Source organism: Ruegeria sp. SCSIO 43209 (assembly GCF_019904295.1).
Lineage (GTDB): Bacteria > Pseudomonadota > Alphaproteobacteria > Rhodobacterales > Rhodobacteraceae > Ruegeria.
Genome location: NZ_CP065362.1, coordinates 430,564 through 450,442, shown reverse-complemented (window position 1 = coordinate 450,442; position 19,879 = coordinate 430,564). Strand labels below are relative to the sequence as shown.

The 19,879-nt window shown below is 59.7% G+C and carries 7 protein-coding genes; 3 read left to right on the top strand and 4 right to left on the bottom strand.

What is annotated here, in order from left to right; translation table 11 throughout:
* Positions 1-70: 70 nt before the first annotated feature.
* On the top strand, positions 71-874 hold the full coding sequence (locus tag I5192_RS21405; protein ID WP_170422944.1) for a helix-turn-helix transcriptional regulator: 804 nt from the start codon (positions 71-73) through the stop codon (positions 872-874).
* A gap of 65 nt (positions 875-939) precedes the next feature.
* Here I5192_RS21405 and I5192_RS21400 read toward each other — a convergent pair whose 3' ends face one another.
* The gene (locus I5192_RS21400; protein ID WP_223118673.1) at positions 940-1,977 is read right to left on the bottom strand and encodes a zinc-dependent alcohol dehydrogenase family protein; all 1,038 of its coding nucleotides are present in this window, start codon (positions 1,975-1,977) and stop codon (positions 940-942) included.
* Positions 1,978-2,361: 384 nt separating this feature from the next.
* Between I5192_RS21400 and I5192_RS21395 the strand changes: the two genes are divergently transcribed.
* On the top strand, positions 2,362-15,573 hold the full coding sequence (locus I5192_RS21395) for an autotransporter outer membrane beta-barrel domain-containing protein (RefSeq protein WP_223118512.1): 13,212 nt from the start codon (positions 2,362-2,364) through the stop codon (positions 15,571-15,573).
* 18 nt (positions 15,574-15,591) lie between these two features.
* On the top strand, positions 15,592-16,071 hold the full coding sequence (locus I5192_RS21390) for an invasion associated locus B family protein (protein ID WP_170407630.1): 480 nt from the start codon (positions 15,592-15,594) through the stop codon (positions 16,069-16,071).
* A 173-nt stretch (positions 16,072-16,244) separates the two neighbouring features.
* Here the strand turns inward: I5192_RS21390 and I5192_RS21385 are convergent, their stop codons facing one another.
* The 3 genes from I5192_RS21385 to I5192_RS21375 are packed head-to-tail and all read right to left on the bottom strand — an operon-like array spanning position 16,245 to position 19,868.
* On the bottom strand, positions 16,245-17,606 hold the full coding sequence (locus tag I5192_RS21385) for an aminotransferase class III-fold pyridoxal phosphate-dependent enzyme (protein ID WP_255612223.1): 1,362 nt from the start codon (positions 17,604-17,606) through the stop codon (positions 16,245-16,247).
* Positions 17,607-17,635: 29 nt separating this feature from the next.
* Positions 17,636-18,739, bottom strand: a complete 1,104-nt coding sequence (locus I5192_RS21380) for a mandelate racemase/muconate lactonizing enzyme family protein (protein WP_223118511.1) — start codon at positions 18,737-18,739, stop codon at positions 17,636-17,638.
* 13 nt (positions 18,740-18,752) lie between these two features.
* Positions 18,753-19,868 carry a mandelate racemase/muconate lactonizing enzyme family protein gene (locus tag I5192_RS21375; protein WP_223118510.1) on the bottom strand — a complete coding sequence of 372 codons (1,116 nt, stop codon included), beginning with the start codon at positions 19,866-19,868 and terminating at the stop codon, positions 18,753-18,755.
* Positions 19,869-19,879 lie beyond the last annotated feature (11 nt).

Sequence of the window (19,879 nt, the reverse complement as noted above, 5' to 3'; positions counted from 1 at the left end):
CTGAGCTACTTTACGCGCTTTTATTCAATCTTTAGCATTATAGCGTCAAAACGCGAAAGAAATGACGCTTATGTCCGAAAGTTTTTCCGCAAATTTACGGTCTTTGTGCGCCGAGCGAGGCAATATCTCGCAAGTCTGTCGAGAAATCGGCCTGAACAGGCAGCAGTTTAATCGCTACCTCAACGGCGAAAGCTTGCCATCTGCCCACAACCTACGCCGTATCGCTCGGTATTTCGATCTGCCTGAGGCACAGCTTTTTGCGCCTCGGACGGAGTTTGAAGAAACATTAAAAGACTCGATCGTCCGTCGGAAAGAAACTCCTGCCAGCTTGTTTGTTAAGCCGTACAGTGATCAGGTGAAGAATCTCAGACGCTATGTGGGCTTCTATCATTCTTTCTTTTGCACCCCGTCTTGGCAGGGGCGCATTTTTTGTTCTCTGATTCGACTTAAGGAGGTGGATGGCGTCGTGACGATCCGCTCGCACGAAAACGCCACGTCCCCGGACAAAAGCGTTCGGCAGATTTCGCGCTACGAAGGGCTGGTTGCCCTGCGCGGTAACAGGATCTTCGCCACCGAACATGAATGCGGCAAGGAAGGAAGCATTGCGCAGACCATCCTTTATTCCGCCCATCGCCAACAGCTAAAATACTTGCGTGGCATGACAATGGGTGTGGCTTGGCGGCCGTTTCCACACCCTTATGCGGCGAAAACAATCTGGAAACGGCTTGATGAGCGCATTACCGCCCGTGAAGCGCTCACTGCCTGCGGTGTCTATTCAGAACAGAGTAAATCAATCGACCTGGCGGTCCGAAAGTACCTTTTGGGATCAGGCGATGCCCATTTTTCAGCGATACCAACAGAACTTGCCAATTGAGTGATGCATTTTTAAATCGCCGTTTAGTGGCGCCATTTTCGCACGGGGCGGATCCTGTTTGTGACTCAGAACCTTGTGATGACCGTCGCACCGATTGAGGTAAACTTATCCATCCCTATCAAGGCCTTGGGCGCGTCTTCCAGGCTGATTTTTTCCCCCACCAACCGGGCCGGATCCAACTTGCCATTTTTAATCATGTCGAGCATCGCGCCATAGCGATGCGCCTGCATCCCGTGCGAACCAAGCAATTCGATCTCTTGTCCTACGATCTTTGGCATGGGTACTGCTGGCGAAGCGTGATCACCCAGCATCAGACCGACCTGAATGTGCTTGCCGCGCGGACGCAGGCAGAGGATTGAGTTGGTCATAGTGACGGGATGACCCAAAGCGTCGATTGACACATGGGAGCCGCCTTTGGTGATTTCGCGGATCGCTTCGGGAACATCAGCATCTGTACCGTTAATGGTCGCAACTGCACCCAGTTCTTGCGCAAGTTCGAGTCTGGCTTCGTCTAGATCAACCCCGATGACATTGGCCCCGACGGCGGCAGCAATCATAACGGCTGACAGACCGACCCCACCGCAGCCATGTACGGCAACCCATTGACCGGCCGAGACCCTTCCTTGATCGACGACCGCGCGGAATGAAGTGGCAAACCTGCAGCCAAGGCTGGCGGCGGTTGCAAATTCCATGGTTTCAGGCAGCGCGACCAAATTAAGGTCAGCCTGATGAATTGGTACATATTCCGCGAAACTGCCCCAATGGGTAAAGCCGGGTTGCTCTTGATACAGACAGGTTTGCTGATGCCCTGCGTGACATTCGCTGCACGTTCCGCAGCCGCAGACGAAAGGCACGGTTACCTTGTCGCCAACTTTCCAGTTCTTTACATCCCGTCCGACGGCTTCGACCACGCCAGCCAACTCATGACCGGGTATGTGAGGCAGCTCGATATCACTGTCATGCCCCATCCACCCGTGCCAATCGCTACGACAAACGCCGGTGGCTTCGACCTTCAGAACAACGCCATGAGTATCGGGTGCAGGGTCGTCGACTGTGACAACCTTGGGGGTTTGTTGGAACTTCTCGAACAGGACAGCCTTCATAGTGTGCTCTTTCATTTTTTCGAAAAGTTGTGTGAACCTAAACCAACTCAGCCGAACTGATCCAGCCTTAGGGATGAACCCAGGTTGTGGCATTTTAGCACTATTTTAACCAAATCCAGTTTTAGACAAATTTAAGAAATCCACTCTCCTTAAACTTGCGCATATCTTTCTTTAGGTGGTGATGGGGAAATTCCCAAAAGCAATGTGTTGCTTTTGGGTGCAGCTCTTCTTTGCCTTCTGTGCTGGTGAATTGGGTTGTAGGGTCTCAAGGTGTCAAAGTTTTCAAACCTGCTGTTTGCGCTTTCTATTTTTCTATTTAATTCAACACCTTTGCTTGCCGCGCCGACCGCAGATTCAATTGTTGGAGACACTGTTAACAACCCTGTGACTGGTCTGGATACGACAGTCACCGCACTGATCGTGGATCCCGCTTCAACACCTACAGCCGGGACGACGGCTTTTGTTGAGACGGCGGATGGCTATGTGTTTCTCGTCAAAGATGCCGGCGATACAATTTACAACTCCGACAATCCCCCACTGGCATTTGAGATTGTATCCATAACGGGAACAACGGCTCAGATCAGTAATTCTGGTGCGACCGGAACGGCCAGCTTGTCCACTCAGCTGACCCTGTCTCAGTACAACAGCAACTTCAACAGTTCGGGTACTCCTGGCTCTGTCACCCCGCCGGTGAACGTCTCCGGACCCAACGGTGTGAGCCAGGTCGTTTACGGGCGAGATGGCAGCAATGGGCGCGATGGTGCGCTTGTTGTGCCACCAAGTTCAGGTGGAAACGGTGCCGATGGCCCAACCCAGACACAAACCCTGAGCGGGAATGTCAACGCAACCAGCAATGTCGGTTGGCAAGTGGGTAGCGTTGGCGGTGACGGTGGTCAGGGCGGCGACTCGTATCTGAGCTTTTGGGACGGGCGCGATGGCGGCGACGGCGGGGAAGGCGGCACGGTTAACGCAACACAATCCTCCAGCAGCACGATCCAGACATCGGGCGACGGCTATGACGGTATATTTGCCTTCAGCCGCAGCGGCGAGGCTGGTGATGGCGGAAGCGGCTTCGCGGCTCCGGGTGGGGGCACCGGTGGCCACTCGGCAGATGGTGGCGATGTAACAGTTACGCAGCGGGGTGACATTTCTACGTCCGGCGACTCGGCTGATGGCATCTATGCGCTGAGCGTGTCGAACAATGGCGGTAATGGTGGGTCACAATGGGGGCTGGTTGGCTCGTCCGGTAACGGAGGCTATGGCGGTAGCGGTGGCACCGTAACGGTAAACACGGCCTCAAGCGGTAGCATCTTGACGACCGGCGACTACGCGAACGGGATTTACGCCCAATCCATCGGCGGTTCGGGGGGGTCAGCGGGGACAAGTGGCAACTTGTTGGTTTCGCTCATTGGCGGGGCCGATAATGGCGGAAATGGAGGCAGGGTTAACGTCTCGCACGGTGGCGCGATTGAAACACAAGGTGATTTCGCGCGCGGTATTGTTGCCCAGTCCATCGGCGGCGGCGGCGGTTCGGGCGGAACTGCAGGCGGTCTGGTATCCCTTTCTCTTGGTGGCGTGGGCTCGAACGGCGGTAGCGGGGACTCGGTGAATGTCACTGTGCAAGGTTCGGGAAGCATCCTGACTTCGGGCATTGGGGCTGACGGTGTCATGGCGCAATCCATCGGCGGCAGCGGCGGAACCGGTGCAAACTCCTATGGGCTTGTTGCGATTGGTGGCACAGGATCTCGGGGCGGAACGGGCGCTGCAGTGAGCGTCAGCAACTACGGGCGTATTGTAACCGAAGACGACAACGCCCGCGGGATTATCGCGCAATCCATCGGCGGCGGTGGCGGTGATGGTGGCTCGTCCGGTGGAATGGTCTCGGTCGGTGGCAATGGCAGCGGCGGTGGCAGCGGGTCCACTGTGACGATCGTGAATGACGGGATCATCACCACTTCGGGTGATGATGCGATGGGTATTCTGGCCCAGTCGATTGGTGGCGGTGGCGGCAATGGTGGTTCGTCCGGTTCGGTAGGTGCGTTTGTCGGGGTAGCCATCGGTGGTGATGGCGGGGCCGGAGGGACCGGTGGCAATGTCAATGTAACCTTATCCAACACCGATGGCAGCCAGCCGTCGGCTATCCGGACTTCGGGCGCGCGCTCGGCAGGTGTATTTGCACAATCCGTCGGCGGCGGTGGCGGCAACGGTGGCGGAGCGGTCTCGGTTGCGGTTGGCGCATTTGGCGCGGCATCGGTCTCGGTTGGTGGGTCCGCTGGCAATGGTGGCAACGGTGGGACGGTCACGCTTAGCGGCAGCGGTTCAGCTTCTGTACAAACCGGTGGTGACGACTCGGTTGGGGTGATGCTGCAATCTGTTGGCGGTGGTGGCGGCAATGGTGGCTATGCCGTATCTGTCGCAGCGTCAGGCGGCCCGGTATCGGGTTCGCTGGCTGTTGGGGTTGGCGGTGACGGTGGTACGGGCGGCACGGGTGGTCCGGTCACGGTTGGCCAGTTCGATGGTAGTGGCGTCGCAACAGCAGCTGGGTTTGAAGGCACTGTCGTCACGACCGGAAACCGGTCGACAGGTATGCTGTTTCAGTCCGTCGGCGGTGGTGGTGGCAATGGTGGATTGGCGGTCGCCACGACCGGTGGCGCCTCGGCACTATTTTCGGGCAACGTATCAGTTGGAATTGGCGGCAAGGCCGGCAGTGCGGGCAATGGTGGACTTGTTCAGGTCTATACCAATGCTGACGTGACCACGACTGGCACAAGCTCCAGCGCGATCATCGCCCAATCCGTGGGTGGCGGTGGCGGTAATGGTGGTGGAAGCATCGCGGCCGGTATCAGCGCAAGCGGAGGCGCTGCGGTCGGGATCAACGTCGGTGTCGGCGGAGATGGTGGAGGTGCCGGTATCGGTGGCAACGTCACTTTGCGTGCCGGTGGGACCTCAATCGAAACCAGTGGCGCATTCTCCAGCGGTGTCGTTGCGCAATCCGTTGGCGGCGGCGGTGGTAATGGTGGTTATGCCATCGGTGCCAGTGCCGATATTGCGGGCGGCGCTGCCGGGTCCATCAGTGTAGGCCTCGGCGGTAAAGCTGGCGGTGGAGGTGCGGGCGGTACAGTGACGGCCCAAGTTGATGCGGATGTTACAACCCGTGGGGACGATGCCGGTGCGGTCGTGGTTCAATCCATCGGCGGTGGCGGTGGCAATGGCGGCTTCAGCGTCGCTGCTGGCTTGGCGGCCGGCGGTGGCGGTGCCGGAACGATTGGAGTCGGACTTGGCGGCGACGGAGGCAGCGGCGGCATAGGCGGTACGGTAACCGGCGTGCGCGTCAACGGCGACGTTCGGACCGAAGGTGCACGCTCGACGGCTGTCGTTATTCAATCCATCGGCGGTGGCGGTGGTAATGGTGGTTTCAATGTCACCGCCGGAGTGGCAGCGGCAGGAGCCGGTGCTGGGTCAATTGGCGTCGGGCTCGGCGGCAACGGCGATACAGGCGGCAATGGCGGCGTGGTTGAAGGCCAGGTTGCAGGAAACGTCACAACAGTGTCCGAAGGTTCAGGCGGCGTAGTTTTCCAATCCATCGGCGGCGGTGGTGGCAATGGTGGCTTCAACGTGACGGCCGGTGTTGCTGGTTCGGGGGCAGGTGGCGGTGCCGTCACCGTAGGCCTTGGTGGCGACGGCTCAGGAGGTGGAATCGGTCAATCGGTGACCGGTCGCGTCACAGGCACAGTAAGCACCGGTGGCGCGGACTCAACTGCCGTTCTGGCACAGTCCGTTGGCGGCGGCGGTGGCAATGGTGCTTTTAATGTTAGCGCGTCACTTGCAGGGGCTGGGGTTGCGAGCGGTGCAGTTTCAGTTGGCCTTGGCGGCGACGCAGGTACGGGCTCGACGGGTGGCACAGTCAATCTGACGATTACAAATACGATTGTAACTGTCGGGGACCGTTCTTCAGGCGTCGTCGCCCAATCCATCGGCGGTGGTGGCGGCAATGGTGGGTTTAATATCTCGGGGACTGGGGCCGGTGCAGGTACTGCAAGCGGTGCGGTCAGCGTCGGGCTTGGTGGAACGGGCGCAGGTGGCGGTAATGGCGGGTCGGTTACGCTACGATCCAGTGGGACAATTCTGACGCAAGGCGACTCGGCGACAGCATTCCTTGCGCAGTCCATCGGCGGTGGCGGAGGTAACGGCGGGTTTAACGTCAGCGCATCGGTTCAGGGATCGGGCACTGCAGGGGCTGGCGTCTCGGTCGGATTGGGTGGCAACGGCGGCGGTGGCGGCGATGGCAGCACGGTCGATGCCACATCGAACAATGCGGTTGAAACGCAGGGGGATCAGTCCTCGGGCGTCGTAGCGCAATCCATCGGTGGCGGAGGCGGCAACGGTGGGTTCAACGTAGCCCCGGTTCTGTCGGGCGCAGGTACAGCCAGTGGTGCGGTGAGTGTAGGACTGGGTGGTTCAGGTGATACCGGCGGCAATGGCGGCATTGTCACGCTGACCTCGAATGGCACCATCCTGACGGATGGCTTCGCCTCTAGCGGGTTTGTTGCGCAGTCGCTTGGCGGTGGCGGTGGTAACGGCGGGTTCAATGTCTCGCCCACCGTGTCCGGGGCTGGAACGGGTGCGGGATCAGTTTCGGTTGGTCTGGGCGGCTCAGGGTCCGCCGGGGGTGACGGCAGTTTGGTGACGGCCAGCACAACAGCTAACGTGGTAACCCGAGGGGATGCTTCGGTGGGTATCCTCACGCAGTCCGTTGGTGGCGGCGGTGGTAATGGTGGCTTCAATGTCTCACCGGCTTTGGCTGGGGCCGGCACCGGATCGGGCGCGATCAGCGTTGGTCTGGGTGGGTCCGGTGGCAGCGGCGGCACGGGGGGTGTTGTTGGCCTGACGGTTGCCAATAGTGTTCAAACCGAAGGTGCGCAGTCCAGCGCAGTTGTGGCGCAATCAATCGGCGGCGGCGGCGGCAATGGCGGGTTCAACGTTTCTGCTTCCGTCGGTGGCGCAGGTACGGGTTCTGGCGCTGCGGCAGTTGGCTTGGGCGGCCGTGGAACTGGCGGCGGTGACGCCTCGGCGGTCACGGCGAATGTAACCGGGAATCTGATCACGCAAGGTGAAACCTCTAGCGGTCTCTTGGCACAATCTGTGGGCGGCGGCGGTGGCAATGGTGGCATGAACGTCTCGGTCGCAGTGGCCGCGGCGGGCACCGGATCAGGTGGCGCGTCAGTAGGCCTTGGCGGCGCGTCCGGCACCGGTGGCAACGGAGGCACAGTTGAAGCCACATTGAACGGCAACGTTTCGACACAAGGCGATGAATCCGGCGGGGTGATCGTGCAGAGCCTTGGCGGCGGTGGTGGCAATGGAGGCATGAATGTTTCCGCCACAGTCACTGTTGCCGGAACCGGCAGCGGCGGTGCGTCTGTCGGTCTTGGTGGCAGCGGTGGCGACGGTGGCGACGCGGATACGGCCGAAGGCACGGTCGTTGGCAATGTTACCACTACCGGTGACAATTCTGGCGGCGTCTTGGTGCAATCTGCTGCAGGCGGCGGTGGCAATGGCGGGCTGAATGTATCAGCCGCCGTGAACATCTCGGGCACCGGAGGCGGCGCCGTCGGGGTTGGCATCGGTGGCTCGGGTGGCGATGGCGGTGCTGCGAGCGCGGCGACGGGGTCGGTCACCGGCGATGTCACTACCAGTGGTGAGAACGCGACGGGCGTTCTGGTCCAATCCGTTGGCGGCGGCGGCGGTAATGGCGGCGTCAACATTTCGGGCGCTCTGAGCATCGCACGCACTGGATCGGGTGCGGCAGGTATCGGCGTGGGCGGCTTCGGCGGCAGTGGCGGGACCAGCGGGGTAGTCGACAACACGTTCTCTGGCAATGTGAGCACCTCGGGTCCGCGGTCGGCTGGTATTATCGCACAAAGCCTTGGCGGAGGTGGCGGCAATGGCGCCACAAACATTTCCGGGGCCATTTCTGTAGCCAGCAACTATTCCGGGGGTTTGGGGATCGGCGTCGGCGGCTTTGGCGGGGACGGTGGTGCGGCAGATAACGTCACGCAGCGGGTCACCGGAGATGTCATGACAACCGGTGATGACTCGGTCGGCATTCTGACGCAAAGCCTCGGCGGCGGTGGTGGCAACGGCGGCACCAACATCTCGGCAGCGTTGTCTCTGTCCCGATCAGCCAATGCGGCGGTCGGCATCGGTGTGGGCGGCTTTGGCGGCGGCGGCGCTGATGCCGGAGCGTTGGTGCAATCGACAATCACCGGCGGAGTGACCACGACCGGCGATCGCAGCACCGGGATCCTGACACAGAGCCTTGGCGGCGGTGGTGGCAACGGCGGCACTAATATCTCGGCCTCGTTGGGTATCAGCCAGGAAAATGGCGGCTCGGTCAGTCTGGGCGTTGGCGGCTTCGGTGGCGGGGCGGGTAACGCTGGCGAAGTGAACAGCACATTGCGCTCAAGAACGGACAGCAGTGGCACAACTTCGGTGGTAACCACTGGCGTAGACAGTATTGGTGTCATGGCCCAGTCGGTCGGCGGCGGCGGCGGTAACGGCGGTCTGAACGTTTCTGGCGCTGTCAATCTCACCGGCAAATCCGGTGCAGCGGTTGCCCTGGGACTTGGTGGCTTCGGTGGCGGTGGTGGCAATGCCGATGCGGTCACGTTGGATGTTCAAAGCGATGTAGTGACGGCGGGTGACGGGTCGCATGGTCTGTTTGCGCAAAGCCTTGGTGGCGGTGGCGGTACCGGGGGCGTGAATATTTCGGGCACTCTGGCGCTGACTAAACCATCGGGGTCGGACACGATCTTTTCGGTTTCAGCGGGTGTTGGCGGCTTTGGCGGGGCTGGCGGTGACGCAAGTGACGTCGATCTGGACTATACCGGCAATGTGCAGGCCGTTCCGATGGTCGAGCAACCGGATGGAACATTCGCTGTTGATGAAAGCAAAGGAGCCAGTGGCATCATTGCTCAGTCGCTTGGCGGCGGCGGCGGTGACGGTGGTACGAACGTCTCGGGCGGCCTCGCGATCAGCGGCAAACCCGGCGCAGGCCAGACAGATAGCAGCAAATCCTACGCGGTTGTCGTGGGCGTCGGGGGCTTTGGTGGCGGCGGTGGAGACGCCGGAAATGTCGATGTGAACATTGGCGCAGGCAGTACGATCACAGCTCACGGCACTGGCCAATCCGGCCTGCTGGCCCAATCCGTTGGCGGCGGCGGTGGCAACGGTGGTCTGAACGTGTCAGGCGGGATCGTATCCGACAGCTCTCTGATCGTGGGCGTCGGTGGTTTCGCAGGCGATGGCGGTCAGGCCGGAGACGTCACGGTCACCTCGCAAGCGGATATTACGGTTACAACGAACCCGGATGATATCTCGATCCCCAACACAACGACCTTCGAAGACAAACTGCGTGATTTCCTGGGCGACTCGATCGTAGATGAGACCGAGGAATTGGCGTCGAACTTCGGGTTGGAACGCCTGTTCATCGACATGGGTGTCTTCAACGAAGAAAAGCCGGATACTGACGGTTCGGCGGGTCTACTGGCGCAGTCCATCGGCGGCGGCGGCGGCAATGGCGGTCTGAATGTCTCGGGTGGAATCGCGCTCAGCAAAGATGGCAAGATCCCTTCGGTTACGTTTGGCGTCGGAGGCTTTGGCGGTGACGGCAATGTCTCGGGCAATGTGGGCGTCAATCACGCGGGAACTGTGTCAGTCGCCGGCAACTGGAAACATGGAGTTTTGGCCCAGTCGATCGCAGGCGGCGGTGGCAACGGTGCTTTGAACGTGACCGGGCAGCTGAACTATGGCGACTCCAACAACTCGGACGGCAAAACGGATCTGAGCATTGTGGGCGGCCTTGGCGGCCACGGAGGTACTGGTGCGGATGCGGGTGACGTGTCGGTCACTCAGACCGGCAACATCGCAACAAATGGCTATCACGCGCGCGGAATCTTTGCCCAGAGCATCGGCGGCGGCGGTGGTACCGGCGGCATTAATGCGACCTTTGTTGGTACCAAGGACAGCTCACCTATCGCGATGGGGATCGGCGGCTTTGGCGGCGGTGGCGGCGATGCGGGTGACGTGACCGTCGCGCGTGGCACAGCGGCCCTTGCTGCGGGGACAATCACGACCGATGGCGTTGGATCGCACGGTATCGAGGCGTCAAGCATTGGCGGCGGCGGCGGCGATGCGGGGATCAACGCAGTTGTGGGTATCAGCAAGACCACCGGCAACCAAAGCAACGGCGGCACAGGCGATTCATCCGATCGTAAGACACCGACCAATACCGGCGTCGATGACTCGGTCATCGCCAACTACAACGCGGTTTTGGATGAGCTTGAAGGCAAGGTGAACCCTGCAGATTCCTCTGGCAATAAAACCGGTGTGTCAGCGGTGGTTGCCATCGGTGGCGATGCAGGTACGGCAGGGGACGGTGGCGAGGTCGATGTTGATCACTATGGTGATATCGTCACCTTGCAAGATGGCAGCCACGGTGTGTTTGGGCAATCCATCGGCGGTGGCGGCGGCAACGCCGCCTTGAACCTCGGCATGACCTATGAGCTTGCCTCCGACGCGACCAACAAAGGCTTTGGCTTGGCTATTGGCGGCGGCACGGGTGAGGGCGGCATCGGTGGTTCGGTGGATGTGCGCAATACAGGCGACATCGCGACCTCGGGCGCAGATTCCCATGGTCTGTTTGCGCAGTCCGTTGGCGGCGGCGGCGGCAATGCTGGCTACAATTCGGCATCGACGTCGGTTGATGGCGGCAATGTAAACATCCAGATCGGCCGCACGGGTGGAACCGGGGGCAGCGGCGGGGACGTCTATGCCAGCTCGAACGGCGCGATCAGCACGACGGGCAACCGGTCTTATGGCTTCTTTGCACAGTCCATCGGCAATGGCGGGGGTAACTCGTCATCAACTTCGGTCAGCATCGGCACCCCGAAATCCGGCGACAGCAAAGGCAACAAAGCCAGCCTGTCAGTCGGGCTTGAAGGCGGTACGGGTGGCGCGGCAGGCGATGTGACTTCTGTGGTGGCGGGCACCGTCGTCACGCAGGGCGATGACGCACATGGCTTATTTGCGCAGTCCGTTGGCGGCGGCGGAGGCAATGGCGGTAAGGCCAGCAACTCGGCTGGCAAGGGCACGTCAATTGCCTTGTCCATCGGTGGTACCGGCGGCACCGGAGGCGTTGGTGGCACGGTGGACGTGACCAACACTGCCCAGATCGCAACGTTCGGAGATCGCTCGATTGGGCTGATGGCGCAATCCATCGGTGGCGCAGGCGGAACTGGCGGCATGGTACAGGCCGGACAATCGAACCTCGATACCATCAAAGCTGTGGTCAACCCGTCCACAGTCGGCACCACAGCATCGATCAACATAGGCGGTACAGGTGGGGACGGTATGACCTCGGACATCGTGACCGTTGTGAGCGACGGAATAATCAGCACAGCAGGCACCATGGCCCATGGTATCTTTGCGCAGTCCGTCGGAGGCGGCGGCGGCATGGGTGGTGTCGTGGAAAACCGCATCATCAGCCTGCGTAAAGAGATTGGAAACACCGCGACATTATCCATCGGCGGCAACGGCGGCTCGGGTGCGATGTCGGCGGCGGTATCTGTGACCAACCGGGACGTGATCCTGACCACGGGCGACAAGTCGGTGGGTATCTACGCGCAATCGGTCGGCGGTGGCGGTGGTGATGCACAGCAGGTTCGAAACATTATTCTGGGCCGGTCCTCGGAGGGGTCTACGACAAACGCGATCCTTATTGGTGGCACCGGCGGCACCGGTGGTTCTGGCAGTACAACCACTGTTGTGAACGAAGCCGATGGTACGATCGTGACCAGCGGAGCGGAAAGCCACGGTATCTTCGCGCAGTCTGTCGGCGGTGGCGGCGGCAATGGCGGATCGACAATCTCGGTTGATGGTCGCTATGGCGGGGCCGAGGCGAGCACTCGGCGGGCGTTGCAGTTTGGCCTGGGTGGCTCGGGTGGTTCCGGTGGAACCGGAGGCAACGTGGCCGTCACAAATGCGGGCACGATCCTCACCATTGGTGCAGGTGCGCATGGCATCTTTGCTCAATCCGTTGGTGGCGGCGGCGGCAACGGTGGGAGTTCGATTACTGGGACGCTGCGGCTAAAGACTGGGGACAACAGCTCTCCGACCGCGCAGTTGAACATCGGTGGTTCGGGTGGCAGTGGCAATGCTGCCGGAAACTCGGTTGTCACCAATACCGGCGACATCCGCGTTGATGGCGAAGGGGCCTACGGTATCTTCGCGCAATCCGTTGGTGGGGGCGGCGGTAACGGTGGTTTGGCCGTCGCGATGGATGTGAACGACCTCAAAAACACCATGACCGGCCAGTCATACTCGAAGATCGCCATTGGCGGTTCTGGTGGCGACGGTGCGGATGGTGGAGATGTCACGGTCAACCATACCGGTACGATTGTCGTGAACGCTGAAAACGGGTTCGGTATCTATGCCCAATCCGTAGGTGGCGGCGGCGGTAATGCGGGATATTCGGTATCGTCGCCCTTGGTCTCGGCGCTGGACTACACGATCTCTCATGTGTTGGGCGCGCGAGAAGGGACCACCGGATCGGTGGGAACCGCGACTGTCAATTCAACCGGTGACATTCTGGTGAATGGTGCAGGCAGCGAGGCCATCTTCGCACAATCCGTCAATGGCGGCGGCGGCAACTCCGAAACATCGGTCGACTTTACGACCGCGACGGCAAGCGCGGGTGGAACCGGCACTGTTTATATCAGTGACATCTCGCTGGGCGGTGATGATGTTTCGGGCACGGCGGGCAGCCAGGTTGCCCAGTCGCACGTCGGTAACATAGCGACCACCAGTGACCGCTCGACAGGTCTGATGCTGCAGAGTGTTGGCGGCGGTGGTGGCACATCGGCCAACAACATCAGCCTTCAGGATGGCGACGGTATCGAGATTGATGCGCGCCTGGGCGCGATTGATACGAATGATGCAGCAGGTGGCGATGTGTTCGGCAGCCGGACTGGCGATGTCGGCACTGATGGTGCGTTTTCCTCGGCAGGTACGGCGCAATCTATTGGCGGCGGCGGCGGTAAGCTGGTGCTCAACAGCACGGGCACGGCTGATACCAACAGGTTTGCTTCGGTAATCCTGGGGTCCGATCCAAGCTTCCGCAACAGCGGCGGTGATATCGATCTTGATCTGAATGGAGATGTCTTCACCAGCGGTGACCGGTCCTTTGGCCAAAGCGTTCAAAGCATCGGCGCGGGCGGTGGTGAAGCTGTCGTTGCTGGTCTTGGAGGCGTCGATGTGACCCTCGGGGCGCAGGACGATTCAACTGGAGATGGCGGCAACGTCGATTTCACCAATGCCGGTGACGTAAACACAAGTGGTATCGGATCGCATGCGTTCGTGATCCAGAGCATCGGCGGCGGCGGTGGTCTTGTCACGACAGACCTGGACCCCAGCCAGGTGACCGTAAATCTGTCAGCTGCAAATGGCGGGGACGGCGGGGACATTCTGTTCTCGCAAACTGGTAACACAGTCACCAGCGGAGAGAACGCGATCGGTGTTGCAGCGCAATCGCTGGGTGGCGGTGGCGGCATCGTCGACTCCATATTCCGGGGTGCCGCAGGTGGCGCCGGGTCGGGCGGTGCTATCGACATGACCCTGACCGGCAATGTGATGTCGGTCGGCGACGGTGGCATTGGTGTCTTTGCACAATCCGAAGGCCGTGACGGTGCAGACGCCATTATGCTTGGGTTCGATGGTGTTGTCATGGGCGGCACCGGGCAAGCGATCTCGGTTGCCTCGATCATTGTCGAAGGAGGTACCGACAACACGCTGACCCTATCAGAAGACACGGTGCTGATCGCGGGCAATAACCAACTGGTGAACGGCGGCGATGGCAATGAACAAATCACGCTGTCCGGACGCGCGCTTGGGAACCTGAACCTTGGTGACGGGACGAATGGCCTGACCGTGGAAGATGGTGCAACCTTCTATGCATTGGATACCGTGAATCTGGGCGACGCCGGGCTCATGCAGGTGGATGGCAACTTGGTTCTGGGCGCAAATTGGGGCGTCGACGGAGGCCTGACGGCTGCTGTTCAAGCGGATGATTTTTCCTTCACCGAGAATGTTAGCCAGACCACGAACGTGACCGGAAGTCTGGCCTTTGGCGGCACTGCGACTTCAACGTTCGACGTGTATTTCCGAACCACTGGCATATCGGGTGGAGACAGCGATCTGATCAATGTCACCGGGGATGCCACCATTGGTGGTACATTGGTGCCGCGGTTGAACACGCTCGAACGCGCATTGCCGCTTGTCATCATCAATCCCGATGGAACGGCCGCAGATGCTGGCACGACCATCCAAGACACTGTGGTTCTGGATTACTCCATTGGTTTGAACGGGGCGACGTCGGACGGCAGTTCGATCGATCTGGTGATCACACCAGACTATTCGACGCCTAGGATGAACTCCAACCAGACCGCGATCGGTGACTATATCAATGATGTCCTGAACGGGCGGGGAACGTCCGACCAGGGCGAGCTTTTGGCGCTGATCGGGAACATGCAATCCGAGGCCGATGTGATCGCGGCCATTGAGAGCTTGTCGACAGCGGACTACGCCGCAGATGCGGTGGATGCGTATTTTGGCACGCGGGTATTCGCGGATACGCTGCAAAACTGCGAACGCTACACCAATTATCAAGCCGGGGATGATCCGCGTAACTGTATCTGGTTTACCGGCGGCCGCTATTTCTTCGACCGCGAGCAGACCGGGATTTACAACGATCTGAACGTCAATAACACCAATTGGTCGGCGGGTGTCCGTCTACCGGTGGGGGATGAGTTGTATGCAGGGTTTGCCCTGGGCTACGACCAGATCAGCCTGCAGAACGGATCGCAATACAATGCATCCGGCGATCGGTTCAATCTGGGTGCATCGCTGACCAAATACACAGGCGCGTGGGAGTTTGCGGCCATGCTGTCGGCAGGTTGGTCAAACTACGATACAAGCCGTGCAGGTGGGATCCGGGGCGTTTTGCCCAATGGCACAATTGTGGACACCGTTGGTGTCAGCGAGATCAAGCACAAGATGAACCACCAGAACCTGCGGCTCAGCCTGGCGTATGATCAAAGACTTGGCGCTGGTGGAGCGTATCTGCGCCCCGAACTGGCCGTCGATGCGACGCGGTTGGCGACGGAAAGCAATGGCGATGCCACTTTGTCAGGTATCGTCTTGCAGGACGACAACGAGATGATCTATTCGCTGACGCCGTCGATTGAGATCGGGACCGAGCAGATCCTGAGCGCCTCGCAGAAACTGCGTGCGAGCCTGCGCGCCGGTGCCATCCTCTCGTCTGACGACACGGTGTCGGTAACCGCTGGCTTCAGTGGGGCCAGCGCCGCCGACGGAGGGTTCGTGAATACCAGCTATATCGGTGACGCCCACGGCGTCGTGTCCGCGCGGTTGGGATTGTTTGCTTTGGATGACAGCAGCTTTATCAACCTGAGCCTGGACCATATGTTTGGGGACTCAACCGAAGCCCTGCAGGTTGGCATTGGCCTTGGGATACAATTCTAGTTTATGAGGAACAGCAGTATGAAAACTTGGATCTACGCTTTGGTGGCGTCGTTCGGTTTGACAACTCAACTTGGCGCACAGGAAAACGAAGCGCCATTGTGGTCGGTCAACTGCAGCAATCAGGTCAACGGAACTGAACTGATTTGTGAAATGACCCAGACCATTATCTTAACCGAGAATAATCAAAGGCTTGCTTCGATTGCGTTCGTCAAACCTGCCGGCAGAGACGAGATCGAAGCGGTGCTGACACTGCCATTTGGCCTGCTGTTCTCTGAAGGGCTGATTGCTAAAGTGGATGATGCCGAGATCGCGCGGCTGGATTTTCTAACCTGCGAAGCACAGGGTTGTTTTGCCCGTTCTCCTGTTTCTCAGGACTGGATGTCAAAGATGCGCGCTGGCAATCTGTTGAGTATTGAAAGCGTAAACCGGGTCGGCGATCCAATTTCCTTTGGTTTCGATCTGGCGGGATTTAGCAGAATATCCGATATGCTGCCGTGATTGCCTGGCCTTCCTTCCAGAAGGCCGCGCAAGCCTTCTTGGTCAGCAACGCGTAGAAGGGTCTGACCAGAGCGTTCATTTTGTGATTGCGCTCGCAACGAGCGGAGGCTGCGGCGTAGGGCTATGTGATGGCTTTGGATTTCCGAAATGCGATCGTTCGCGCCGACTAGTTCTCAGAGACACTCCCGGTCGGCGATGTCGAGGGTGCGGTCCAGAATCGCCAGCCCTGTCATCAGGTCGTCTTCACTGATGTTGAGCGGTGGGGTCAGGCGGATCACGTTCGAGAAGAAGGACAGGTAGAGGCCTTCGTTCATCGCAAAGCTCATCATCTCGCTCATGGGTTTGGCGTCCGCACCTTTGGCGGCAAATGGCACCAGCGGTTCGCGGGTGTCGCGGTTCTTGACCAGTTCGATGCCGTTGAACATGCCCTTGCCGCGAATATCCCCGATCGAGGGGTGTTTCTTTGCCAGCTTGTGCAGCTCTGCGCGCATCTTTTCCCCCACCGCGTTGGCGTGGGCCAGCGTGCCTTCTTCCTGCATGGCTCGGATCGCGGCAATGCCAGATGCGCATGCCAGCGGATGGCCGGCATAAGTCAGGCCTCCGGGCAATGGGTAATCGCGCAGCCAGTCATGCAGCTCGGTACTGACGGACATGGTGCCAAGCGGCACGTAGCCCGAGTTGATGCCCTTGGCCGAACAAATGATGTCCGGCTGAACACCCCAGTGATCGACGGCGAACCATTTTCCGGTCCGGCCAAACCCGGCCATGACCTCATCCGCGATCAGTAGGATGCCGTATTTTTCGCAGGTTGCCTTAATAGATTGCAGATATCCGTCGGGTGGCACGATGATCCCGTTTGTGCCGACAATAGGTTCCAGAATGACAGCGGCCACGGTGTTGGGGTTTTCATACATCAGGATTTCTTCCAGATGCGGCCCGCCTTGGGCGACCGGGCACTGGGCCGGGTCTTTGTGGCCTGTTGGTAACCGATAGACGTAAGGATCAAGCATCCGCACGATGCCCGGCATATCGGCGCGGGTCAGATGGTGGCGCGGGTCGCCGGTCAGCGATAGCGTGCCACCGGTTGCCCCGTGGTAGGAACGGTAGCGGGCAATGATCTTTGTCCGACCGGTGTAATGCCGCGCCAAACGGATCGCGGTTTCATTGGCGGCGGACCCTCCTGTTGTAAAAAAGGTTGATGAGATGTTGGCAGGTGTGATCTCGGTCATGATTGCCGCGAGTTCTGATCGAACATCCGAGCCCATGGCCGGGCCGATATAACAAAGCTTGTCCGCCTGATCCTTAATCGCTTGTACGATCTTGGGGTGCTGATGACCCATATTGGCGTTCACCAGCTGGCTTTGAAAATCGAGGTAGCGTTTGCCGTCGCTGTCCCAGAACCAACTGCCCTGAGCACCTGTTATGACGCGCGGGCGGCTGCCCTGCTTTGACCAGCTTTGCAGGTAATGGTCCGCGTGCATGTCTTTGACCCATTCGGGATCATGGGAGGGGTAGGCGTTGCTGAAGTCTTCCATAACAGGCCTCTTGGCGTGCGGGGTTGGGATCAATCGATGATGGTTACTGGCTGGTCCAAAGCGTCTGCATCAGGCGTGACGCCAAGGCCGGGGCCTTCGGGTGGGGCGATGCGACCGTTCCGGCGGCTAGGTGCATTCGGATCGAGACGCGGTTTGACATAGTGGGACAAATCGCAGGTATTCATGATGCCGCGCGCTGGGGTTGAGGCTGCAAGATGCAGCGAGGCGGCGGTCGTAACATCGCTGCCCCAAGTGTCCTCGATGCACATCTGCGTGCCAAGCGACAGGCAGAGATCGCGGATTTGACGCATCGTCGAAAGGCCGCCCATCTTCGACAGTTTCAGTGCGGCGGCATCCATGCAGCCAGCGCGGTGTCCTGCCAGAACCGAATGAATGTCACAGGCGCTTTCGTCCAGCTTCATCGGCAGACCAGTCGCGGCGCGGACATGGGCGCATTCCTCAATCGTGGCGCAGGGTTGTTCCAGCATTATGTCCAGATGCGAGACAGCGCGACCAACTCGTGTAGCGGTCAGCGTATCTGACCCGCAATTCCAGTCTCCATAAACCAACGGGCCATCACCTACAGCCTCGCGCACCTGAATCAAACGAGCAACGTCGGCTTCCCAGTTGTTGTCCGCGCCCAGCTTCACCTGAAACTGTCGCATGCCCTGATCAAAGGCATCGCGCGCCATGTGCGCCATTTCATCCGGCGCGATACAGGTGATAGAGTGATACAGCGGTATATCCGCAACCGCCCGCCCACCCAGCAAAGCATGAAGCGGCAGTCCTGCTGCCTGTGCGGTCAGATCCCAAAGCGCTGTATCAATGGCTGACTTGGCGTAGCCATGCCCGATCAGATGCTTATTAAGGCGCTCCATCAGCGCTTCGGGACCAACCGGGTTAGCGCCGATGAGAACGGGTGCCATCTCTTCAAGCGCTGGAGCCACGCCCTTGGCATAGGCGGGTAAATAATGCGGGATCGGACAAACCTCTCCCCAGCCCGATGCGCCGGTGTCGGTATCCAGGCGGACGACCACGGAAACCGTCGTATCGCAGGTCTTGCCCTCGGCCATGTAATAGGTGTCATGCGAGGTCAGCGGGACTTCCCAGGCGGTGATGCGAGTAATCTTCATCAAGCGGTTTCCATCAGGCGCAGGATTCGTAGGTTGCGACAGGTGGGCCAAGGCTGTCAAAGTCCGGCGTCACCCCAAGCCCCGGAGTATCTGTGGCATAGAGTTTGCCGTCCCTTACTGTGGGGCCGCCAATCCCGGTGTTACGGGTATTGTAGTTCATCAGATCGGTCGAGTTGATCAGCATCTCTTGGGGTGTCGAGGCCGCAAAATGGGCAACTGCGGCGGTGGTGATCTGACCGCCCCATGTGTCCTCGGAGACAACCGGAATACCGTGATCAATCATGAAATCACGCACCCGGCGGGCTTTGGACAGGCCGCCCAGGTTAGAAATCTTCAAGCAACAAATTTCGGCACCCCGATCGTTCACGATGCGTCGGGCCATTTCAATCCCGGTGACGCATTCATCTAGTTTCATTGGTTGCTCGGCTACGCGGCGCACCTGCTGGCACTCGTGGTAACTGTGGCAGGGTTGTTCGAGGATAAAGTCCAGATCGCGGGTTGCGCGGGCCACACGGATGGCGTTGTCAACGCGCCAACCCTGATTGGCATCTGCCATAGCCTTTTCACCGGGTTTCAGCAGGGGCACGCCTTCGCGGATACGGTCGATATCAGTCACCCAATCCCCGCCAACCTTGATCTGGAACTGCCGGTATCCCGCTGCCCGGTGCTGTTCCATCTCGGCAATGGTCTCTGCCAAGACAGGTTTCTGCGGTACAACCCGGTACATCGGTGCACCATCGGTGAGTTTGCCGCCCATCAGCATCCAGACAGATTGTCCGGTGGACTGCCCCAGAATATCCCAACACGCTGCATCAAAGGGCGCTTTGGCATAGCCGTGGCCTTGTACCATGTTATCCATCAGCCGTTCGATCTTGGACAGCTGGCGGGGGTCCTCACCCAGTAAATGCGGGGCGGCAAGGCGGGCAAAGGCCTCGACCCCTTCGGAATGAGCGATCATGTAGTTCTCGCCGCAAGGGGCAAACTCGCCGCAGCCCTGCAGCCCTGCATCCGTGTCGATCACCACTACCGAAGACATCGACGTTGTGATCGCGTTGCCCGCCCCCCAGCCATATGAGCCGCCGATATAGGGCAGGGGGGTCTTGAAAACTTGGATACGCGTTATCTTCATGGTTTCACCAC